Origin of the sequence: Streptomyces sp. NPDC088157 (assembly GCF_044741545.1) — a bacterium.
Taxonomy (GTDB): Bacteria; Actinomycetota; Actinomycetes; order Streptomycetales; family Streptomycetaceae; genus Streptomyces.
Genome location: NZ_JBIUSU010000005.1, coordinates 739,272 through 760,537 on the forward strand (window position 1 = coordinate 739,272; position 21,266 = coordinate 760,537).

General features: G+C 66.9%; 17 protein-coding genes and 2 tRNA genes. 6 read left to right on the forward strand and 13 right to left on the reverse strand.

Going from position 1 to position 21,266, the window contains the following annotated elements; all coding sequences use genetic code 11:
• Positions 1 to 90: 90 nt before the first annotated feature.
• Together ACIPFH_RS23450 and ACIPFH_RS23455 are read right to left on the reverse strand one after the other, a co-directional pair.
• Positions 91 to 4,704, reverse strand: coding sequence for a PAS domain-containing protein (locus ACIPFH_RS23450; protein WP_401829015.1), 4,614 nt, complete (start codon positions 4,702 to 4,704; stop codon positions 91 to 93).
• A gap of 508 nt (positions 4,705 to 5,212) precedes the next feature.
• Positions 5,213 to 5,767, reverse strand: coding sequence for an SSI family serine proteinase inhibitor (locus ACIPFH_RS23455; RefSeq protein ID WP_401829017.1), 555 nt, complete (start codon positions 5,765 to 5,767; stop codon positions 5,213 to 5,215).
• A 157-nt stretch (positions 5,768 to 5,924) separates the two neighbouring features.
• On the opposite strand from ACIPFH_RS23455, the gene ACIPFH_RS23460 reads away from it, so the two are divergent.
• Together ACIPFH_RS23460 and ACIPFH_RS23465 are read left to right on the forward strand one after the other, a co-directional pair.
• Positions 5,925 to 6,015: transfer RNA gene (locus ACIPFH_RS23460), tRNA-Ser, on the forward strand.
• Between the two features lie 217 nt (positions 6,016 to 6,232).
• Positions 6,233 to 6,305, forward strand: a tRNA-Arg gene (locus ACIPFH_RS23465).
• A 91-nt stretch (positions 6,306 to 6,396) separates the two neighbouring features.
• Here ACIPFH_RS23465 and xerC read toward each other — a convergent pair.
• The 7 genes from xerC to ACIPFH_RS23500 form a co-directional block, all read right to left on the reverse strand.
• Positions 6,397 to 7,680 carry a tyrosine recombinase XerC gene (xerC, locus tag ACIPFH_RS23470; protein ID WP_401829018.1) on the reverse strand — a complete coding sequence of 428 codons (1,284 nt, stop codon included), beginning with the start codon at positions 7,678 to 7,680 and terminating at the stop codon, positions 6,397 to 6,399.
• On the reverse strand, positions 7,680 to 7,862 hold the full coding sequence (locus ACIPFH_RS23475) for a helix-turn-helix domain-containing protein (protein WP_132835788.1): 183 nt from the start codon (positions 7,860 to 7,862) through the stop codon (positions 7,680 to 7,682). The genes xerC and ACIPFH_RS23475 overlap by 1 nt, the downstream gene beginning before the upstream one ends.
• Complete coding sequence (locus ACIPFH_RS23480; protein WP_401829020.1) at positions 7,859 to 9,322, reverse strand: replication initiator; 1,464 nt, start codon at positions 9,320 to 9,322, stop codon at positions 7,859 to 7,861. The genes ACIPFH_RS23475 and ACIPFH_RS23480 overlap by 4 nt, the downstream gene beginning before the upstream one ends.
• A 151-nt stretch (positions 9,323 to 9,473) precedes the next feature.
• The gene (locus ACIPFH_RS23485; protein ID WP_401829023.1) at positions 9,474 to 10,172 is read right to left on the reverse strand and encodes a DUF2637 domain-containing protein; all 699 of its coding nucleotides are present in this window, start codon (positions 10,170 to 10,172) and stop codon (positions 9,474 to 9,476) included.
• A 58-nt stretch (positions 10,173 to 10,230) separates the two neighbouring features.
• On the reverse strand, positions 10,231 to 11,637 hold the full coding sequence (locus tag ACIPFH_RS23490) for a cell division protein FtsK (protein WP_401829025.1): 1,407 nt from the start codon (positions 11,635 to 11,637) through the stop codon (positions 10,231 to 10,233).
• Positions 11,634 to 11,846, reverse strand: coding sequence for a hypothetical protein (locus ACIPFH_RS23495; protein WP_401829028.1), 213 nt, complete (start codon positions 11,844 to 11,846; stop codon positions 11,634 to 11,636). Before ACIPFH_RS23495 ends, ACIPFH_RS23490 begins: the two co-directional genes overlap by 4 nt.
• A complete protein-coding gene (locus ACIPFH_RS23500; RefSeq protein WP_401829030.1) occupies positions 11,843 to 12,193 on the reverse strand; it encodes a hypothetical protein in 351 nt (116 codons plus the stop codon). The genes ACIPFH_RS23495 and ACIPFH_RS23500 overlap by 4 nt, the downstream gene beginning before the upstream one ends.
• 171 nt (positions 12,194 to 12,364) lie before the next feature.
• Here ACIPFH_RS23500 and ACIPFH_RS23505 point away from each other — a divergent pair, with 171 nt between their 5' ends.
• A complete protein-coding gene (locus ACIPFH_RS23505) occupies positions 12,365 to 12,856 on the forward strand; it encodes a GntR family transcriptional regulator (protein ID WP_401829032.1) in 492 nt (163 codons plus the stop codon).
• Positions 12,857 to 13,723: 867 nt separating this feature from the next.
• On the opposite strand, the gene ACIPFH_RS23510 is transcribed toward ACIPFH_RS23505, so the two are convergent.
• The 3 genes from ACIPFH_RS23510 to ACIPFH_RS23520 form a co-directional block, all read right to left on the reverse strand.
• Positions 13,724 to 14,560, reverse strand: coding sequence for a protein kinase (locus tag ACIPFH_RS23510; RefSeq protein WP_401829034.1), 837 nt, complete (start codon positions 14,558 to 14,560; stop codon positions 13,724 to 13,726).
• A gap of 70 nt (positions 14,561 to 14,630) precedes the next feature.
• Positions 14,631 to 15,074 carry a glycine-rich domain-containing protein gene (locus ACIPFH_RS23515; protein ID WP_401829036.1) on the reverse strand — a complete coding sequence of 148 codons (444 nt, stop codon included), beginning with the start codon at positions 15,072 to 15,074 and terminating at the stop codon, positions 14,631 to 14,633.
• A 250-nt stretch (positions 15,075 to 15,324) separates the two neighbouring features.
• Positions 15,325 to 15,567, reverse strand: coding sequence for a hypothetical protein (locus ACIPFH_RS23520; protein WP_401829039.1), 243 nt, complete (start codon positions 15,565 to 15,567; stop codon positions 15,325 to 15,327).
• A 114-nt stretch (positions 15,568 to 15,681) separates the two neighbouring features.
• Between ACIPFH_RS23520 and ACIPFH_RS23525 the strand changes: the two genes are divergently transcribed.
• The gene (locus ACIPFH_RS23525) at positions 15,682 to 17,022 is read left to right on the forward strand and encodes a hypothetical protein (RefSeq protein WP_401829041.1); all 1,341 of its coding nucleotides are present in this window, start codon (positions 15,682 to 15,684) and stop codon (positions 17,020 to 17,022) included.
• On the opposite strand, the gene ACIPFH_RS23530 is transcribed toward ACIPFH_RS23525, so the two are convergent.
• The gene (locus ACIPFH_RS23530; protein WP_401829043.1) at positions 17,000 to 17,533 is read right to left on the reverse strand and encodes an NUDIX hydrolase; all 534 of its coding nucleotides are present in this window, start codon (positions 17,531 to 17,533) and stop codon (positions 17,000 to 17,002) included. The two genes, ACIPFH_RS23525 and ACIPFH_RS23530, sit on opposite strands and share 23 nt — an antisense overlap.
• A 409-nt stretch (positions 17,534 to 17,942) precedes the next feature.
• Between ACIPFH_RS23530 and ACIPFH_RS23535 the strand changes: the two genes are divergently transcribed.
• Together ACIPFH_RS23535 and ACIPFH_RS23540 are read left to right on the forward strand one after the other, a co-directional pair.
• Positions 17,943 to 19,550, forward strand: coding sequence for a hypothetical protein (locus ACIPFH_RS23535; RefSeq protein ID WP_401829046.1), 1,608 nt, complete (start codon positions 17,943 to 17,945; stop codon positions 19,548 to 19,550).
• Positions 19,551 to 19,552: 2 nt separating this feature from the next.
• Entirely contained in the window at positions 19,553 to 20,812 is a 1,260-nt protein-coding gene (locus tag ACIPFH_RS23540) for a CHAT domain-containing protein (RefSeq protein ID WP_401829047.1), read from the forward strand.
• Positions 20,813 to 21,266 lie beyond the last annotated feature (454 nt).

The window sequence follows — 21,266 nt, forward strand, 5'->3', positions numbered from 1 at the left end:
CCTGGCCGGGACGCGTCCCGGCCCGCAGTCCTGATGGGGCCCGACCCCGGCCCGCAGGTCCTAGTTGGTTTCGATCCCGGCCCGCAGGTCCTAGTTGGTGCCGATCCGGGCCAGCAGGTCCACGATCCTGCTCTGCACCTCCGCACTCGTCGACCGCTCGGCGAGGAAGAGGACCGTCTCCCCCGACGCCAGCCGCGGCAGGTCCGCCTGGTCGACGGCGGCCGTGTAGACGACCAGGGGAGTGCGGTTGAGCTGGCCGTTCGCCCGCAGCCAGTCCAGGATCCCGGACTGGTGCCGGTGCACCTGCATCAGGTCCATCACGACCAGGTTCGGCCGCAGCTGTCCGGCGAGCGTGACGGCGTCCGCGTCGCTCGCCGCACGCGCCACCTGCATCCCGCGCCGCTCCAGCGTCGAGGTCAGGGCGAGGGCGATCTCGGCGTGCTCCTCGATGAGCAGCACCCGCGGCGGATGCTGCTCGCTGTCGCGCGGCGCGAGCGCCTTCAGCAGGACGGCGGGGTCGGCGCCGTACGCCGCCTCGCGGGTCGCCTGCCCGAGCCCGGCCGTGACCAGCACCGGAACCTCGGCGGCCACCGCGGCCGTACGCAGCGACTGCAACGCGGTACGTGTGATCGGCCCGGTCAGCGGGTCCACGAACAGCGCGGCCGGGAAGGCGGCGATCTGCGCGTCGACCTCCTCGCGCGAGTGCACGATCACCGGCCGGTAGCCGCGGTCGCTGAGCGCCTGCTGCGTGTTGACGTCCGGCGCCGGCCACACCAGCAGCCGACGGGGATTGTCCAACGGCTCCGGCGGCAGCTCGTCGTCCAGCGGCTGCGGGCGCGGGTGATCCGCCACCTCGACGGCCCCACCGGGCCCGTCCAGCGGCTCGGGCCCCTCGGCGGCGTTCTCGTCCGGGGCTCCTATGGCGTACGACCGCCCGGCACCCTCGGTCCCCGGCCCACCGGGCACGAGCCGCGACTGACCCGCGAGGGAGGGATGCGGCACGGGCGTCGACCCGGGTGTGGGCGTGGGCGCCGCGCCCGGCGGTGCCGGGGCCGCGACGGGCTGCGCCGCCACCGGGACCTGCGGTACGACGGGCTGCTCGGCCGACGGGTGCGGACGTGCCGCCTGCTCGGGGCGCGTCGCCGGGTCGGGCGGAGTGCCCAGCTTGCGCCGCCGCCCGGACCCGCCGGGAGTGTGCGGGGCGGGGGTCGCCGAGGACTGCGCCGTCGGCAGCGCCGGCTGTGAGTGACGCATCGCTTGCGCCTGCTGTGCCTGCTGTGCCTGCTGGGTCTGCTGAACTTGCAGTGCCTGCTGAACCAGTTGTGCCTGCTGTGCCTGCTGCACCTGCGCGGCCTGCCGGGTGAAGGGCACGCCCTGACCCAGGGTGCGCACGCTGATCGCCCGCCCCTGCGTCGAGTTGGGGTCCATCGGCTGGCCGGCCGCGGCCTCGGCGGGCAGCGGCTGTGCCACCCGTGGCTGTCCCACGGCTTCGGGCGGAAGCGGGGTGCCTCCACCGGGCGTTGCCGCCGCCGGTGCGGGCTGCGGGGCAGCGGAGGCCGGGGCCGCTTCGGCCGGGAGCGGCAGCCTCTGACCGGACGCGTTCGGTACGGCGCCGGCGCCCGGGTGGACTCCAGCGGCCGGCTGACCGGGGGCCGCCTGCGCGGGGATGGGCTGACCCGCGGCCGACTGTCCGGGGACGGGCTGCCCGGGAACCGGCTGACCAGGGACGGGCACGGGTGAGAAGGCGGGCGCGGGCGCGGGAACCGGCTGAGCAGCGGCAGCGGCAGGCTGCTGGGCTGCCCCACCCTGCACAGGTACGGCCTGGCCGCCATTGCCCTGCGGCTGCGTCTGGGCTGGGGCGGCTGCCTCCGCAGGCTGAGCGACGGCCCGTCGACGGCGGCCCGTGGGGGCGCTGGTGGGGTGCGGCTGGGGCGGAGTGTGGTCGTCGGCCTGGTCGTGCGGCACGGCGTCGTGGCGCCCGTGATCGATCGCGGGAACGTCCGCGGAACGCTGCACGGGTGCCTGAGCCTGAACGGGCCCCAGAGCCTGCGCGGGACTCGGAGCTTGAACGGGCGCCTGAGCTTGAGCGGGCACCTGAACCGCTCCAGGACCCGGAATCGGACCCGGACCCGGAATCGGACCGGGAGTTGATGCCGGTACCGGGATCGGCCCCAGTGCCCGGGCCTGGCCGGCCGCACCCGTGCCGACGGGACCGTCCGTCACCCGGTCCGCCTCCGCGGGCGGCAGGGCGAACACCGCACGGGGGCCCGCCTCCTGCGCGGCGGCGCGCTCGTTCGCGGCGGCCAGGGCACGCCGTCGGCGCCCGGTCGGCTGCCCGTCCTCGGCCTCCGCCTCTGTGCCGACACCCGTACCCGCATCCGTACCCGGGCTGGTCGCCGTACCGTTACCGTTTCCAGGCCCCGAGGCCTCGGCCGACGAGCCCGCGAGCGCCGGCAGCGCGGGTGGCAACGCGTTCTGGGGCTGCTGGACGGCCGGGGCATGCGGGGCCCGCCGGCCGTCCGGCGCCGGTACTCCCTGCGGCGGAACGGTGCCGCCAAGTCCCGTACCGGAGGCCGCGGTCCCCGCCGCGTGCTCGGCGGCGGTGACGACGGCGCCCTCGCTCACCCCCGCGTCGGCGCCCATGACCATCCCCGCGTCGGCCCCGACGACGGCGACCTCGGCCGATCGCCCACGCCGCCGCCCGGTGCCGCCGGAGCCCTCCGTGCCGTCCGAGCCCTCCACCTCGTCGGGGGCGGGCGACCCGTCGCCCGGCATCTCCTCCGCCGCGGCGACCGCGGCCCGCCTGCGCCGCCGTCCGGTCGGAACCGCGGCCTCCGCGTCGGCGCCGGCCTCGGCGCCGGGGACGTCGCTCTCCAGGAAGGCGTCCACGGAGGACCGCCGGGCCCGCCGACGCCCACCGGCGCCGTACTCGCCCGGAACTTCTTCCATCGAGGCCGCCGAGGACGCCGGAGCGGCGTCCGTACCGGCCGCGAGAGCCGGCAGGGCCGAGGAGACCGCCGGGGCCGCCATGGCTCCCGCACCACCGCCCAACGGCACCTCGAGCACGTACGCGCTGCCGCTCATGCCCGGCACCTCGTGCGTCTGCAGCACGCCGCCGTGCGCCCGCACGATTCCCCGCACGATCGGTTCGTGCACGGGATCGCCGCCGGCGTACGGGCCGCGCACCTCGATGCGTACGACCTCGCCCCGCTGGGCGGCCGCCACCACGACCGTGTTGTCCATGTAACCGCCCGCCGAGACGGGCGCGTTGCCGGTGGCGTCGACGCCCGCGACGTCGGCCACGAGATGCGCGAGCGCGGTCGCGAGGAGCCGCGCGTCGACCTCGGCCTCGATGGGTGGCGCGTGCACGGCGAACTGCACCCGCCCCGGGCCGATGAGTTCCACGGCGCCGTCGACACCGGCGGCGACGACGGCGTCGAGCATCACCTTCGTGCGGGCGATGACCTCCGACCCGGTGTCGAGACGCTGGTAGCCGAGGACGTTGTCGATGAGCGTGGTGATCCGCGAGTAACCGGCCGACAGGTGGTGGAGCACCTGGTTGGCCTCGGGCCAGAGCTGACCGGCGTCGTCCGCGGCGAGCGCGGCCAGCTCGCGGCGCAGCTCGTCCAGAGGGCCGCGCAGGGAGCCCCCGAGCAGGGTGAGCAACTGCTCGTGCCGCCCGGCGAGCGCCTCGTACCGGTCCTTCTCCCGTTCCGCGAGCGCGGCGTAGCGCTCCTCGCCGGCCGCGAGCGCCTCCTCGTGCCGCTCGCGCAGCTCCTCGAGTTCGGTGACGTGCTGCTGGCGCAGCGCGGTGAGGTCGGAGGCGTGCTCCTCGGAGAGCTTCTCCAACTCCTCCGTGTGCCGCTTCTCGACGACGTCCTTCTCCTCGGCGAGGGCGTCGAAGGGCCGCCGGTCGGTGAAGGTCATGACGGCGCCGACGAGCTGGTCGCCGTCCCGCACGGGCGCGGTCGTCAGATCGACCGCGACCCGGTCCCCGCTCTTGGACCACAGCACCTGCCCGCGCACCCGGTGCTTGCGCCCGGAACGCAGGGTGTCGGCGAGCGGCGACTCGTCGTACGGGAACGGCGAGCCGTCGGCGCGCGAGTGCAGCACGAGGGTGTGCAGCTCCTTGGCGCCGAGATCACTCGCCCGGTAACCCAGTATCTGGGCGGCGGCCGGGTTGACGAGGACGATCCGCCCGTCGGTGTCGGTACCCACGACGCCCTCGGACGCGGCCCGCAGGATCATCTCGGTCTGCCGCTGCGACCGCGCCAGCTCGGCCTCGGTGTCGACGGTGCCGGACAGGTCGCGTACGACGAGCATCAGCAGTTCGTCGGAGGCGGAGGAGTAGCCGTAGCCGTCGTAGGCCTGCTGGCCGTTCTCCAGGTTGGCGCTGGTGACCTCGACCGGGAACTCGGAGCCGTCGGTGCGGCGCGCGACCATCCGGGTCGGCTTGGTCCGGCCGCGCGGATCCATGTGATCGGGCCGCCGCATGGACCCCGGGATGAGCTTGGAGTCGAACTGCGGCAGCAGATCCAGCAGCCCCCGCCCCACCAGAGCCGTACCCGGTGTCTCGAAGGCCTCGAGCGCGATGGTGTTCGCGTTGACGACGGTCCCGTTGGCGTTGACCAGCACCAACGCATCGGGGAGCGCGTCGAGTATGGCTGCGAGGCGAGCAGCGCCTCGGGATGGCCTGCTGCTCACGAGTCGCTTCCTCCCTGTTACCGCACCTTGCCGACCGTTCGGGCCATCTTGCCAACCGGCCCGCAGCGTGTCACGCGAGGGAGTCTAAGGGCTGGGGTCCCGTCGGCGGCGCCGGATGAGAGGGAGCTCGCACGACGAAGTGACACAGAACGTATGTCCTCACCTGTCGTAGCCCGTCCCTGCGCAGGCCGACCCCCTTCTGCGCCTGCCCCGCCGCCCCCTCCGACTGCGCGAGACCTTCGCGCGACCTTTACGGAACCGGTGCTTCCGCCACGAACCTCCTGTACCCGCTCGACCGGAGTGGAAAGGAAGCCGTAGACCGGAACGGGAACAGGGAAGGGAACGGGGCCGGGAACAGGGACACGGGCCGGGAACAGGGACACGGGCCGGGACGGGAACAGGGGCCGGAGCCGGCGCCAGGGCCGGGGTCGGGGGCGGAGACGAAGACCGATACGGGTCGTGTCGGGCGGCGGGCGGCGGGCGGCGGGCGGCGGGCGGCGGACGCGCGTCAGCGGGTGGCCGGACGCAGATCGGGCAGCAGCGGCACGAGCCGGTCCCACCGCTCGATCTGGCAGCCGTTGCTGCGGTCGTACGTCGCGTCGACCGGGCGCCCGGCCCAGCGGCCCGTGACATGGGCGGTGGCCGGCCCGCCGTACTGCATGGTGCACACACCGCCGCTGGGCGCGGGCGCGAAGGCGTCTCTGCCCCACCGGGTGTTGCGGTCAACGGTGCGACAGGCGCTTCCCGCGTCCGGGTGACTGCCACGCTCCGGGTGGCAGTACACCTCGAACGTCCCGTCCGCCCGCCCGCCGGCATGGCGGACCGTGACCGTGAGGTGATCACCGGAGACCCGGTCCTCCTCCCGGACGGGCGGAGGCGCGAGCGAGGCGCTGCTGCCGAGCGGGGTGAGAGGAGTGACGGCGGTGCCGGAAGCGAGAGCTGTGACGGCTTCGGCTGTCCCGGCGTACGCGGTGACGGGCCCGGTGGCCGAAGAGGCGACCACGACGGTGCAGGCGGCGGAGGCGGCGACGGCGAGCCTTCGGAGCGGGGTGACCTGAAACATGACAGGACTAACGCCACACGCCCGACGACGTTGCGCCATGACAAGCGCTTTGCCCTGCGGCCCACCTGCCTAGTACCGTGGACGGCGATTGGTGACACGCCGCTCGACTGTGTCATCATCTGCACGCACCACTCGCACACACGCGAGCGGTTGTGCTGGAGGCGTCGCCTAGTCCGGTCTATGGCGCCGCACTGCTAATGCGGTTTGGGACTTCAATCCCATCGAGGGTTCAAATCCCTCCGCCTCCGCGTGATCACCGAAGCCCCGGTCCACCCGACCGGGGCTTCGTCGTTCCCTCCGCTCGGCGTGCCGGCCCCTCACGGACCCTCAGAGAGGCGTTTCCGCAGCTCACAAGCGGTATGGCAAACGGATTTCACATGTCGGCGGCAGTCATGTAATGTTCTTCCTGTCGCCGCGAGCGGGCCGGAAGGGCCGAGAGCAAAGACAGAAAAACCGAATAAACAAGCACTCGTAGCTTAACGGATAGAGCATCTGACTACGGATCAGAAGGTTGCAGGTTCGAATCCTGCCGAGTGCACAGCAGACCAGAGGCCCTAAGGATCAATCCTTAGGGCCTCTGGTTTTTGCGTTGACGGCAGTGTTTGACGGCAACCGGGTTCGGGAGCGAATCAGACGGCTACCGGGGCACCGGCCGCGCCGTCGTCTTCGTCAGGGTCGTTGCCGTCACTCCTTAGGGCATCCCCGACGCGATCGAAGGCCGAGCGCTGCGAGTCGAGCCGTACGAAGGTGTAGATGTCCATGGTCACGCGGATCGAGCTGTGGCCGAGGACTTCCATGATCATGCGGGCGTCCGCGCCCTGTTCGTGGAGGAGCGACGCGCAGGTGTGCCGCAGGTCGTGAAAGCGGACCTTGCGGACGCCGGCCCGGACGGACAGCGCTTCGAAGGATCGGTTCAGGTTGCGCGGCTCGATGGGGGTTCCGTTGCGTGTGGTGAAGACCAGGCCCTGGCCCGTCCCCTTCCAGTTGTTGCCTGCTCCCTTCCGGTCGGCGATCTGCTGGGCGCGCTGAGCCCGGAGCGCGGTCACGCACTCGGCCGGTAGAGCCACGCGACGGGCCGAGCGCTGCGTCTTCAGGGCGACGATCAGCAGCTCTCCGCCGACTCGCTGAAGGGCCTGCCGCACGGTGAGGACGCCTTCAAGGAGGTCCACGTCTGACCAGCGCAGCCCGAGCAGCTCCCCGCGTCGTAGGCCGATGCGGACCGCCAGCTCGTACGCGGCCCACAGCCGGTTCTCCCGAGCCGCCGTCAGGAGCTGACGCCCTTCCTTGACCGTGAGCGGTTCGATCTCCCGCTTCGTTCCCATGCTCAGCTCCACGTTCCGGGCCACGTTGCGGGGCAGCTCGTCCTCACGCACGGCGTGCTGGAGAACGGCACGCATGATCACCAGCAGGAAGCGCACGGTCCGGTCAGACGGGAGCTTCTTGCAGCACTTGCCGAGAGCGCAGCAGCGACGCTTGTGCTCCGGACGCTTCTTGTCCTTGCCCTGTGCGCAGCACTGGCAGGTGACTGCCGTCTTCGCGAGGAAGGCGCGTATGTCACGAGCGGTGAGCCGGACCAGCTTCTTCTTGCCGAATTCCGGGGTGACGTAGTTGCGGACGAGGGACTCGTAGTTGACGTAGGTCGTCCTGCGGACCTTGCCTTGGGCGATGTTCGTCAGCCAGTACGTCAGGTACTCGGCGATCGTCATCTTGTTGGTGGCGACCGGGAGACCGCTGAGGGAATCGGCCTTGAGCTTGGTGAGCTTCTCGTGCGCCTCTTCCCATGTCTTGCCATAGACGCTGCGTCGCTTGTACGTGCCGTCCGTCGTCAGGACGTAGGCACTGCCCTCCCAACGGCCGTCCTTGCGCTGGTAGATGGTGCCTTCGTTGTTGGGGTTCTTCTTCGGCTTGGCCATCAGGCGGCTTCCTGTTCGGTGCGGAGGGATATGTACGCGTCCACGGCCGCTTCGCTGATACGGCGGCAGCGGCCGATCTTGAAGGAGGCGAGCTCGCGGGAGCGGATCAGGTCGTGGACCTTCCAACGGCTGATGCCGAGACGCTCGGCGACCTGGTCCACGGTGAGCACGGCCGTCGTCATGCAGGCAGCAGCCCTTCTTGCTTGGCGCGTTGGGAGTGGGCGATGTCGTGACGGACTTGGGCGGCTAGGAGCTCTTCGCCGGGGCGGTAGCCGCTGCTGAGGTAGGTCCACGAGGAGGCGGTGACGAGGGTGGTGTTCTCGTCGTCGACGGGGAGGCCGGCGCGGATGCGGGCGGCTTCGGCCTGGGCGGTGCGCCAGGCACGGCGTACGTCGCGGAGTGCGCCGAGGGTGGTCGAGTAGGCGCGCGATTTGCTGGAGAAGTGGCCGCGGAAGCCGAGCATGTGCGCCCACTTCCAGAGCTTGAGATCAACGAACTCGGGGAGGTGGCCTAGGGCCCACGCGGTGCGGATCATCTGCCGTGCGTGCTGCTGTACCGGGAGGGCGGCGAGGAGTTCGGCCTGCCCCGTGCCGTCGCAGTCGGCGCAGAGGTCGCGGAAGCCGTCAGGGCCGCGTACGTGGCCGCGTCCGGCGCAGGGACGGCATACGAGGGTGCGGTCCACGGCGCCCGCGCCCTCAGCGTTCTTGGTGGCGTACTTGGCCACGTATCCGGCGACCTTGGCGTCCGTGAGTTCGCCGTCCCCGAGGGCGGAGATCTGATCCACCTTGAAGCGGTCGCCCCACCGGATGACGCGTTCGCCGACGGCGTCCGACTCGACCGTGAGCCGGGCGCGCTCTACCGCCAGGCCGACGGCGACTCGGAGGGCGTCGAAGGTGGCCCAGGCCGGGGGCGAGGTGGTGTGACCGTCGGGACCGTCGAAGCGGACGACCGCGTGGAAGTGGACCAGGCCGCGTTGCTGGTACTCGGCGACCTTGGCGAAGGAGACGCGGAGGGCGGCATTGAGCGCCTTCTGTGTCATGCCGAGGTGCTCGGCGAGAGCGCGGCGCAGATAAGTGGTGAAGCGTGCCCACAGCGCCCCGGCGTGAGCGTTCCACAGAACGGCGCCGGTGTAGTCGTAGCTTGCCGGACGGAGCGGAGTGCCGAGCTCGGGAGCGTCCTGAGGATGGACCTCGCCGCACGCGCAGGGGCGGATCTTGCCCGCGCCAGTCGTCGGGCGGTTGTGGACGGGGCCGAAGGACGGGGCTGTGAGCGTGACGAAGGCCCGGGGATGGTCGCGGACCGCTTCGGCGACGTTCTTTCCGCCGGACAGTCCGGCCTTGATCAGGTGGTAGGTGTCGGCGGCGTACAGGCGTGAGCAGGCGGGGCAGCGGGAGGCGCGGCGGTTGCCGCAGGTGGTGAGGAGGCGTCCGGAAGGTTCGTCCTCGGAGCGGTAGGAGCGGACCACTTGCTTGGTGGTCTGGTCGGTGGTGACCGTCCAGCCGTGCAGGTTGACGGGGCTGGTGCAGCCGCGAAGGTCGCGGACCTGTTCCGTCACGCGGTCGAAGTCGTCGGTGTTGGCCAGTTCGACCAGGTCCCGCAGGCCGGGACTGATGACGTGGCGCAGGTCGAGGGGGCGGCGCATGGGTGGCGGGGTGTCCCTTCTGGCACGAGGGTGAGACCTGCGGGCAGCAGCGATTCAGTGCGCTCGGGCTGCTGCCCGCAGGCATGGCAGATCGGGCCCAGGAGCGGGCGGCGGTGGGAGGTGCCGGAGAGGCCGGCGGAAGGGTGGAGTTCTACAGAGCGGCGTGCAGCGCGGTGGCCATGGGCAGGCCGATCCCGAGTCGCGTCTTGAGCTGGGCCGCCGTAATCGGTTCGCCGTGCTCGGTGTGGTGGGACGTCGCGATGGAGCGTGCTTCGGTCAGCAGCGGCTCAGGGACCTTGACCGCAGGCGCAGCGGGAGCCGGGGCGATCTGAGGAGCGATCAGGGCCGGGGCCGGAAGAGTGAGGGGCACCGCAGGGCGGGAGGCCTCGGCTGCCGTCTCGGGCTGCGAGTCGATCTCGTCCAGCACGGGAGCCGGTACGGCGGGGCGCGCAACGCTATGGAAGGCGCGCAGGAGCTGCGGGCCGACGGAGCCCCAGCCAAGGAGGAGCAGCGGGGCCACCGCGTCGACGGCGGCACGGCCGTAGTGTCCGGCGACGATCGGTTCTGCGACGTTGAGGGCCAGGGTCAGCAGTCCGGAGAAGTGCATGAGGTGGGTGGCAGCCGTCATCTGGTCGGCGGGCAGGCCGCGCAGGGAGAGGTAGCGGAGCGCGACCAGGAGGCCGACCACGGACAGGTCCACCATCGGGGCGATGAGCGGTGCGATCGGGCCGGGGACGCCGAGGCGCAGGGCGAGGGACCAGACATTGCCGAAGGAGAAGACGAACGCCAGCGCGGCAATGACGATCATGACGGCGGTGATGATGCGCTGAGTGATCCGGTCTTCTGTCATGAGTGTTCACCTCCTCTCCGAGGCGACGGGAGCGGGCGAGGGCGGTAGGGCGGTCTGCTCAGACGTCGAGCTTCGTGAGGTCCACGTCCGCCAAGTGAAGGCCGAGGAAGGCTTCCAGGAGTACGGAGGGGTCGGCGGTGAGGTACGCAGTCTGCTCGGCGACGCGAGCGGCTTCCGCGTCGGGCACGTAGGGCGTGCGGATCCGGGTGAAGCCGGGTTGCGACTGATGGTTCATCGACGCGACGCCGACGTAGGTGGGGTCCTGGAGGTTGATCGGGTTGGCGTCCGGCCATTCCCGGATCTCCTCGCCCAGTGCGGCCACGGAGGCTTCGGCGGTCTTCTGGGCGAAGCTCAGACCCACGGGGCACACGTCGCGGATAAAAGTCGGGATCGCGTCGCCGGTGGACTTCTGAGTGGTGAGGATGACGAGCAGCCCGACGGACCGTCCCTTCTTCACCAGGTCTTCGACGAGCCGGGCGTTCTCGGCGGCGAGCGCGGCCAGCTTCTTCGTCTGCTGATCGCTGCCCTTGTGGTCGCGGAAGTAGGTGTGGGCTTCGTCGACGATCAGCACGACCAGGGGCCAGTGCTCGGACGGGCCGACGTCCCACATGGACTTCACCCCGAGCATCTGGCGCACCGACGCCGAACGGGCGCGGCGGAGCTCCACCAGGTGCCGGAACAGCTTGTTGGCTTCCTCCAGGTCGTCGCCCACGAAGGCGAACATGCGTTGGACCCAGTCCGCGTAGTCACCTTCGTAGGCAGCCGACACCTTGCCGTCCGCGCAGGCGAACTGCACTGCGGGCGAGGGTGCCCAGTCGGAGAGGAGCCGGTTGATCAGGCTGGTCTTGCCGAAGCCGGGGAGGCCGGCCACGGTCACGCCGGGAACCTGCGTGAGGTTCACGGACACGGGCTGTGCGTACTCGTCCAGGCCGAGATCCCACCGGGCTGTTTCCTCCGGTGGCTCACCCGTGGGGTGGTGCTCAGTGGGGAACTTCAGCGGGTCCAGTCGCACACCCCGGATGAGGACCTGCCCAGGCTTGTCCTGGGTGACCGCCACTCGTGTGCACCGCCAGGCGTCCGCCAGGTGCGGGCCCGCCTTCTGGAACTGCTGGAGTCCAACACCAGGCAGGCACTGTGCCCGCGCGATCACTCCGTACGCGTCGTGCCTGACCTTCAGGGAGGGGATGAGGACGCGCGGCTTGATGGGCTTGCCGTTCGTGTTTGCCAGCGACGCCAGCGCGGTCGGGGTCTTGTCCGTGGCCGCCAGCTTGAGCATCGGCGCGAGCCGCCTCCATCCCCACCGCACTCGTATGGCCTGCCGTATGGACTGCCGCGTCATGGCATCGGCGCGAACGTAGCGGACGACCCACCAGGCCGCCCATCCGACGAGCACGGCGAGCGGCAGGGCGACGACGAGGGGGACTTGACCAAAGATCCCTTCCGCCGGGGCGTTCGAGTCCTTCATCTGTGGCTCTCCAACGGGTTGTAGAGGAAGGCCGCCAGGGCCGATTCGAGGGCCGCCCGATCCGCCGACGCGTCGAGGCGGGGATAGCCGTAGCCGACGAGCACAGCCGCCACCGAGTTCACGAGTGATTCGGTGAACCGGGCATCCGGCCCGGCGTGAGGCAGCGGGTAGCTGCGCTCAGCGCCGGACCGGGAGGTGGTGACGCTCACGCCGCCTCAGCGGCCGGGGCCGCCAGGTCCAGGCGAGCCGCGCGGTAGGCGATGCCGTCCGAGAGCGAGCCGTTGAAGATCCGCGCCCACGGGGTGGCGAACAGCTCCACCGGCATGACCGGGACACCCGGCCGGAGTCCGTTGGGCAGGCCAGTCTCCGGAACGGTGATCTTCAGAGCTTCGGCACGGTCCTCCTCCATGAAGAAGACGGTGATCGTGTAGAGCTTCGCGCCGGTCTCACGGTCGGTGGCGAACTGCGTCTTCTCCTGGTCCGCGTACTTCGGCACCGGCAGGGTGCCGACCATGAACGACGAGGTGGGGAGCAGGCCAACACGGATGCGTGCCATGGGAGTTGATTCCTTTCGGTTGCGCTCCACCAGAGCGGTGGGGCGTGATCACCATTGAACATAGCTGACCTAGCAGTGTCAAGTGAATCGGGTGAGCTAGGTATCAGCTGACATAGGCCACCTATGTCAGTGGGGTGTGCTAGGGGTGCTAGAAATCGCTACTCTTGGGCCATGAGCCCCGCGCCAGAGAGCAAGCAGGACCGCCGGCCGCCGTATCAGCACGCTGCCGACGAGCTTCGGCGCGACGTCTTGCAGGGGCGGATCAAGCCGGGTGAGCAGATGCCGTCCATTCGCGAGCTGCAAGAGCGCTTCGGCGTGGCCAACATGACTGCGAGGTCCGCACTCAATGTGTTGCGTGATGAGGGCTTGATCTACACGATCCATGGGCGTGGCAGCTTCGTCGCAGACCACAGCGCCGGCGGGGAGCTCTCGGCGAACTACACCGCTCCAGCTTGGTACCTGGCGAACCAGGACGAGAAGCCCGGCCAGGCAGGGCAGGGGGAGGGCGGGCCCGACGCCACCGAAGCGGCCGAAGACGCCGGGACCACCCTTGCTGAAGTACTCACCGCACTACGTGACGAAATCCGTGTTCTCAGCGTTGATCATCAGGAACTGCGACGTGAGGTCGAGGAGCTGAAGGCAGCTCAGCAGCCGAAGCCGTAGTCCTGATCTGGGCCACTTCCTCTCGCAGCTCCCTGGTCTCCCTGCTGAGGCGGACGACCATGGCCCGCATCTCCTCGATCAGCGCGACTACCTGATCCGTGTCCCCGACGTGAATGCTGGTCGACCCCATTTCGTTGTCCGGTATGTGCTTGGTCATCGCTCCCCGCTTGCTGCCGTGCCGTCGTTCCGTGCCGCACTTGCTCGAACCGCCGGGACTTGCCCACGGCATCCGCGCCTCTCCCAGGTCGATCGACTACTGCGCTGCGGTGCTGTTCAGAGTTTCTTTACTGGATCAAGGCGGCCCGCCTACGGCGGTCCGCGCGCGCTGGCGGCCACGGGCCGCCGCCGCTCCCTGTCTCCGCCACCGCTGCGCCGGCCCCCGGCCACTCAGCGCGCAACACCGCCAAGGCAGGCAGCCAGACCAGGAAGCAACTCGCCCAGCTCGGGCACCAAGACGACGGCCAGGTCCGGGCTGAGCCCGAGCAAGCACGACCCCGCCGATTGGGTGGCCGCCGTTTCGGAAACGGGAAAGCGTGGCTGATGCCGGTACGGGGTTGCTGGAGGCATACGTGACGGGTGCTCGTTCGGCGCACGCGCCGCCGTGGCTGACTTTCGGGGGCACAGGTCAGAACCGCGCTTCCCATGGTTGGGCTTCAACCGCTCTCCTCTCCAACTCGACGACAGCCGACAGGGGTTGTAGCCGCACCCGAATCCGAGCACGCCGACCGCCCCGGTACCATCGGCACCGGGGTCCTGATCAGGGCTTCCACGACCGGACCACCCGGAATGCTGTCCAGGCTGAGGGTGGTCCGGTCTTCTGTTGTTGGCGTCCGCGCACGTGACGCGAGACGAGCTGGGGCTTCGGGATCAGATCAGCGCTTTGCCCACCTCGTAGATGGAAGGCCGATCCCCCGGCGAATGGCTGAGCATCGCGTCGACCAGTTCGCCCAGCTCACCGGGCACCTTCACGGGCCGACGTCGACCGTTGGCCACTGCCTCTCGCTGCACGGGGCGTGGAGCGTCGTCCGGGTACTCGACCGCCCGCCATCCCGTGGCGGAGATGAGCAGCGAGGCCCCGAGCGCGTAGATATCGGCTTCCGGCGTCGGCTCCGCTTGCCCGGTCTCGAGCACGCTGCGCGCGATCTCCGGTGCCTCGTAGTGGACGAGGCAGCCGCGGAATGGGAAGTCGTACCCCTTGGGGACCTGTCCGCCCTGGGCCAGGGCGAGGTCAATGAGGTGCGTTCGCTCCGGCCCGACGATGAAGTGCGCGGGCTGCACATCACCGTGAGCCCAGCCCCGCACATGCAGATCAGCCAGGGCCTCCACACATCCCAGCGCCACGCTGGTGTGCGGCTTGATGGACGAGCCCGCCTTACGGCATGGCTCCCACAGCCTGTAGAGGTCCGGCCCTTCGTGCCACGGCTGAAAGTTCCACGTACCGCGCTCCCATTCGCCGTACGCGACCTGGTCGAGCCCGAGGCGATGCAGGACGGCGCCCTCGCGTGCGGGCGCGAGCGCGGTCCAGGGCTGGGCGGGCCACTCGGCCGTGGCCTCGATCGGGTAGCCGAGCTTCACCGCGAAGTGGCCCCGATGGCTCTCCACCTCCCACACCGAGGAGCCTCGACGATTGATGACCATGCGCTGAGTCGTGGGCATGAGCGCGTCGAGCACCACGATCGGCAGTTCAGGGGTTGGGCCGGACAAGGTCTCTTCTCCTTCCGGGCGAGCGCGGCCGACCACGAGTCGAGGCCGGCCGCGTCGCTGGTGTCGTGGGCTACGCCTGACCGTACGGTCGGCCGCAGTCCGAGTCGCACTGCGCGAGGTTCGTGCCGTCCACGGTCCACAGGTCCTCGAAGACCACGAACCCGGCCGCCTTCATGGCACGAGCCGAGGCAGCGACCTTCTCCAGGTCGCGGCTCCCTCCACCTGGCTTCGGGTTGTGGTGCAGGAAGCGGCCCGCGTACCGCTCGCACAGTCCGGCGTACTCCTTCGTGTGCAGGATGAGCGCGTGAAGGCCGAAGTCGACGTCGTCGGACGGGACCATGGGAACGGTGGCAGTGGCCGCCGTGACCAGGAACGCGACCGCCTGATCCGCGATCCGCTCAGCGCGCTCGGGAGACTGGCCGTCGTGGATGACCACGAAGCGGGTCAGGCTCTCGAACAGCTCTTCACCAGCCACCGCGCGACCGGTCTTCTGATCGTTCGCTGTTGCCGTCATGTGCGATCTCCTCAGGTGAGGTGGTGCAGGACACGAACAACCCGCCCTGATCGGCGAGCTCGGCTCAGAGACGATCGGGAAGCGGGCTTGGAGGCCAGCCCCGGACGGGGACGGGGAGCCGGGCGGATCGGCACCCGTCCGAGGCGGCCGGTCTACTGGCCGGTCCCCAGGGCCATGCCGATCACCAGACCGCACGAACCGCTGATGCAGATGATGAACAGGACCCCGGCATACCGGCCGATGGCGCGCATCACAGCGGGACCTGACTGTCGTTGTTCCGCACGGCCAGGCGTGCGCTCAGTTCCTCCCGCGCACTGGGTGCCACCACGCTGCCCGGCATGGCATCCCACTCCTTGCCGCCACGGACCGGCCGCATCTGCACGCGGCCACCGATCTCACCCATGACAACGCCGATGCGCCCGGTGACACTGTCTTTCGCCAGTTCACCGATGACTGGTCTGGTCTGCTGATTGCTCGCCATGCACACGAGCATCGCGATCCGGCTACCCCTGCCAAAAGGTCAGGCTGATTACCCAACTTGGGTAATATCGCGGGAAGTAGAGAATCCGCGACGTTGCGTAGCCCTCGCAGTGTGGGAGCTTGCCCAATGCCCGACGCCGACCGGCCGCAGGAGTTACCTGCCCGGCTGCTCACCGATCCCGAGATGATCAACGCGTGCCGGGTACGGGACTTCGGCAGGATCTTCCAGCTCGTGAAGACCAGAGCGGGCATCTATCCGTCGATGATCGCGAGACGATGTGAGCTGACGCCCAGCCGCGTCGGTGAAGTCATTGCAGGCCGCCGCCAGTTGCTCCACATGGACGTCGTCGAGCGGATCGCCGACGGCTTGCGCATCCCAGGGCACATGCTCGGGCTTGCCCGGCGCCCGTGGGAGACGCCTCAGGCTCTCATCGTCACCGAGCGCGAAGCACCCCAAGTGCCAGAGCCGGAACAGCAGGCCCCCGCGTCTCTGCCGGGCCCCGATGTGGACAGCATCCTTGCGCTGACCACGCGAACCAACCTCAGCGCAGCGACACTTGCTGCTTTCCGGTCTTCCATTGAGGACTACTGGCGACGAGACGACCAGCACGGCGGGGAGGCTCTCAGGCCGGCCGTCGTTGGGCAGCTTAGGTATGTGGTCGGACTCCTCAAGGAAAGCCGGCTCCCTGCAATCCAAAACGGCCTGTACGGAATCGCGGCCGAGCTTGCACGCCTCACCGGCTGGACCTACTTCGACGCCCGCCAGTACAACCAGGCCCGCGCCTACTTCACCGAGGCCCTGCAACTCGCCAAGGCCATCGACGACCGCCAGTTCATGGCCAACGTCCTCGCCTGCATGAGCTTGCAGGCGACCTACCAGGACAAGCCCGCGGACTCCCTGGCACTCGTGACCGCCGCCCAGGACCAGGCCCGCTCAGCCGTCGACACCACCCCGCGCGTTCTGTCGATGCTCTCTATGCGGGAAGCCTTCGCCCACGCCACGCTCGGCAGCCAGACGTCCACTCACCGGGCGATCACGGAAGCGCACCACCAGTTCGAGCAGATCCAGGCGACCGACCCAGACCCGTCATGGGTGGCCTACTTCGACGAACCGAAGCTCATCGTGGACACGGGCATTGCACACGGCCGACTGGGTGAGGCCGCGACCGCTGAACCGCTGATCGCGGACGCCCTACGCCGAGAAGCCCGCAACAACCAGCGAGGCCGCGCGTTCCATGCCTTTTGGCTGGCTCGCACGCAGCTGCACCAAGGCAAGCTCGACCAGGCGTGCCACACCGCCACGCAAGCCCTGGAGTCCGCATCGGCGGTGGCTTCGGAGCGGGTGTCAGGCCACCTCAGGGAGTTCTACGACCAGTTGGCCCCACACAGGCAGGAGCCCGTAGCCCTGGCCTTCGAGGCGCGGCTACGGGAACTCCTCCCACCGGTCAGCGGATCGCTTCGTCCATGAGCACGTACAGGAGGCCGACGAGGGATCCGCTGCTCACGATCTCGCGGCGGTCGATCATCCCCCGTATCTCGCTGAGGGGGATCCACTCGATGCGGTCGGACTCGTTCTTCTCCGTGGGCGGACCCTCGTAAGTCGCCCCGTCCGCACGGTAGACGTGATGCTGCGAGTCGGTGATCCCGTTGGCCGGCTCGGCGTAGATCAGAGGCTTGATGGGACCAGGACGCCAGCCTGTCTCTTCCAGGACTTCGCGCACTGCTGCCTCCTCGGGAGTCTCGCCCTCCTCGACCAGGCCCATGGGCAACTCCCAGGCCCAGGAGTCCGTGATGAAGCGGTGCCGCCACATCATCAGCACCTCCTGGCGGTCGTTGACCACGGCAGCCACGGCCAGGTGCCGCAGGCGAACGACGTGGTACTCCCACCTGCGCCCGTCAGGCTGTTGGACGTCGACCAGACACAGATTCACCCAAGGGTTGGTGTAGATCTGTCGCTCACCATGGGTCTTCCACTGCATGAACGCCGCCCCTTTCGCGTGATGCACCTAGCATCTCAGACCAAACCAAAGACACGTACTAGATTCATGTCCAAGTGACGAAATGCTCACGCCGCAACTCGATGCGGAGAGTTCGGCAGCCTGCGCCGTTACCCGGGCGATCGTTAGCCACTCGGCATGGCATTCACGCATCAAGCGTTTCATCTAGATCATCAGCAGGCACCCATGGGCCGTCTGCAGCTTCGGGCCGTCCCGCCTGGCAGCGGTAACCCGAGCTCGACTCTCTGGCAGTGATTACGCAGAGCGGTTACAGAGAGGAAGCGACCGCAGCTGCTCCATTCGGTGGGCAAGCATCACACGCGTCATTCGATTGCAGTAGCGGCTTTAAGGAAACGGTTACAAATCTTGAACGTAGTGGAACGATCGTCGTATGCCTGAATCCATTGAAAGGGTAGCGCCGGAGTCATTGGGCGACTTCGAGGTGGGGCGTACGACTCGCTCGTGGCGTCGACTGGCAGGGAAGAGAATTATCACGCTGCGGAACCTGGCCAAGGAGATCAACGAGGAATCGGCAAAAGGTAAGAATCGGCGTGAAATCTCTCAGGCAATGGATCACCTTGATCAGGCAACGCGTGAGGTCGAGGGTAGCGACGAGTGGATGTGGTCCCGGGCGTTGACCGGGAGGTCTCAAGAACATGTAGTGGCACTCACTGACGCCGCCGAGATTAACCTTCTTCATGCAGCTAGTGACGATAGATTCGAATCCCTCGTTCCCGAAATTACTTTCCGGGTGCGCAAGAACCTATCCCCGATTGAACCTCTCCGAGAATCGTTCAATGAAATGCTGAACGAACGCCGCATTCGAAAGGTTCCTATCGATCGTGAAATTGCGATCACGGCGCTGCGCGGAGCAAATGATTCACGCCTGCGCCGTTACGCATCTGTGCGGACTTTTAATCGATTGCTACAGACCATGCTTCTCCTCCTGACGCTGACGATCTGTGCTATTACACTGGTAGGTGTATTACATCCCAGTATCTTGGACTTCTGTTTCGAGTCCGAGGGTCGTATCGCCTGTCCAATTAGCAGTGTTCCTCGCGCAGGTGATATCGGAGTGGTGGAAATTGCTGGCGTTGCCGGGGCCATGGCACTTGTGCCTGCCTCACTCAGGCGTTTTCAAGGAACCGTGCAAATTTCCATGCTGCCATTCACGTGCACCGTTCTCAAAATTCCTATGGGTGCTCTTTGTGCCATCCTGGGGTTGATGCTAATGGAGGCTGACTTCATTCCGGGGTTTGGAGGGCTGAATCAAAGGAGCGAAATTATTGCCTGGGCAGCGATCTTTGGTTGCTGCCAGGAATTCGTGACTGGAAATTTGGACAGGCAGGCACAACGGATTACCGAGAAGGCCGTAGAGCCGTTTGTCCTATTCCAGGAAGCGGACCAATGGTCCGACATCATGGATCAGCGACTGAGAGAGGCTGAAGCTAATCTCTCCGAATCCGTAGGAGGTGTGGTAGAGCGCAAAATTGCTCAGAGCTTTCGAGGCGCGGAGTTCTTTGGGCTAGCGGGTCTCATCGCCACTACAATCGGCGCCAGTGTTAAACAATCTCTCCAAGGTCCAGAGAATATTGCATTCAAAGGCTATATTGAGGTGGCAGTTCATAAGGTAGAGGGCAATAGATTGGAGGCCGACCCGTGTGGAATTACGCTGAATCCAGGGACGAATTACACATTGCGTGTCCGTCTGAGCACCGACGAACCTGAAAACAGCGTCTCCCGGTGGGAATTGATGTCAGTTGCAGGAAAGGCTGGTCAGCATGCCAGATTTGCCGTGATCCCGGAAATTGATGGTTTAATTGCTAGCCCAAGTCGCCAAGAGGTGCCGATTCAGACAGAACAGGGTGCTGCGGTATGCGACTTTGAACTTCACACTCCCTCTCGCACGGGGAATTACCCAGCCTGGGTGGCTATCTATCAGCACACGAAATTGGTGCATGTCGTTCGATTCCATCTAATCGTCAGTGCTGAGGAATGACTATGTTGCCGCCTGCCGGCCCTTCCATTGCTTTCGAAATCTGTTCGGGCGCCGAACCTATGCTGTACGTGCGCCGCAGTATCGGCGATGAAGACGTGGAGATTGCTAGATTTCCGCTCAGACACAATGCTCTCCTTGAGGCGCGTGAGCGATTTCAGGAAGCTGTGAATAAAATGCGCAGGAATCTGCACTTCAAGTTGGAGCCTGAGTGGGTTGAGGTCGAGGCCGGTCTATCCGAAGTGTACACAGCAGGCGTGAGTTCTCTCCGCATCCTGTTTGGGGGCCAGGTAGTGGAATTCATGAACATCATGCATCAATTGTTGCCAGCCGTTAGTGAAAATAGCGAAATTACCCCAGACGTTCAATTGGTATGCGACAAGGATGCTGTGCTTCCCATGGAGCTAATGCCGATTTTCCGGACGGCGGACCCCCGCCCTCCTGTCACCGATGATGATTCTTTAACCGAAACAGTTGGACGCTTCCTGGGGTACGCGACGAACGTACGACGCCACATTAGAGGCGCACCCGTGGCCTGTCTTCCGCTTTGCCGAAAAGGAGAGTCAATGATTAGTTGTCTTCCCAACTCGGCAGGATTGAAGGTGGGGGTGTTCCAGGAAGTTTCACTTACCGAGACAGCTGCGGAGAAAATGGAACTGCAAAGTCATGGCTCACGGTTGACTTTGCTCGGGACCTGGCCGTCTAGTGAGGTTGGTAGTCTCGACCAGATTCTTGCAGAGATTTTGCGTGAGCGGTGTCCACCAGGTGAGTTCGATGCTCACGTACTGCATTTTGCCTGCCATTGTTCGAGTAACGTGAACTCTCCGTCAGACGTAACCATTCGTCTTAGGGGAATCCAGATGGGGCGCATCGATGTGACTCTGGGAAAACTTATGGAGCGATCAGTAGTCCTGAGTCTACGTAGACCCGTTGGAGCTGCACCTAATCTTCCTCTTATCTTTCTTAATGCCTGCTCAAGTGCTGCTGTTGAGCCATTGACTGGAGCGTCACTCCCCGAATTCTTCCAAAGTGAAGGATATGCTGGGTTCATTGGTACCGAAGCTGCTGTGCCTGATGCTGTGGCCGCCTTCTTTTCCAAGGAGTTTTACAGGTGCTTTCTGTCGGGAGGTTCCTTAAGCGGATCCCTCCGACATAGCAGGAAGGCCTTGCTGCGCAAATATAAAAATCCACTCGGATTGATTTACGTTGCTTATGCTGACGGGGATATCTGTGTGGAGTACCCAGCTTCAGAAGGGATCTCGTGATGACAGAGGAGCGCACAGTCTCGGTTATCGGTGCCGCCGGAGAAGAGCGTTCTTTCCGATGGCGTGGCGACGTGGAGTTGGTACGAGAAGACATTCCGGTCAGCGCGCTAAGGGAGCGAATCAATGCGTTCGTAGACGCGTTGGAGGAGACACTCTCAAGTGCGCGACAAAAGGTCGGGAACTATAGACTCGAGCAAGTTGAGGTAGCAGCGGAGGTGAACGCAAAGGGTACCGTTAGCATTCTAGGAAGCGGTGGAGAAGTCGGCGGCAGTGGCGGTCTGACATTCACTTTCATTCGTAAGGATGAGGGTGAACAATAGGTCGGCAATGAATTCAGCGGTGCAGCCCGGCCGTCGGGCGGGTGCCCGTGCCTTCCCGTTGGCAGGCGAGGCTGTCCCCCTAAGTCAGTCAGAACAGGCCAAACAGAGGGCTGTGGTCGCCCCAAGCTATTCAT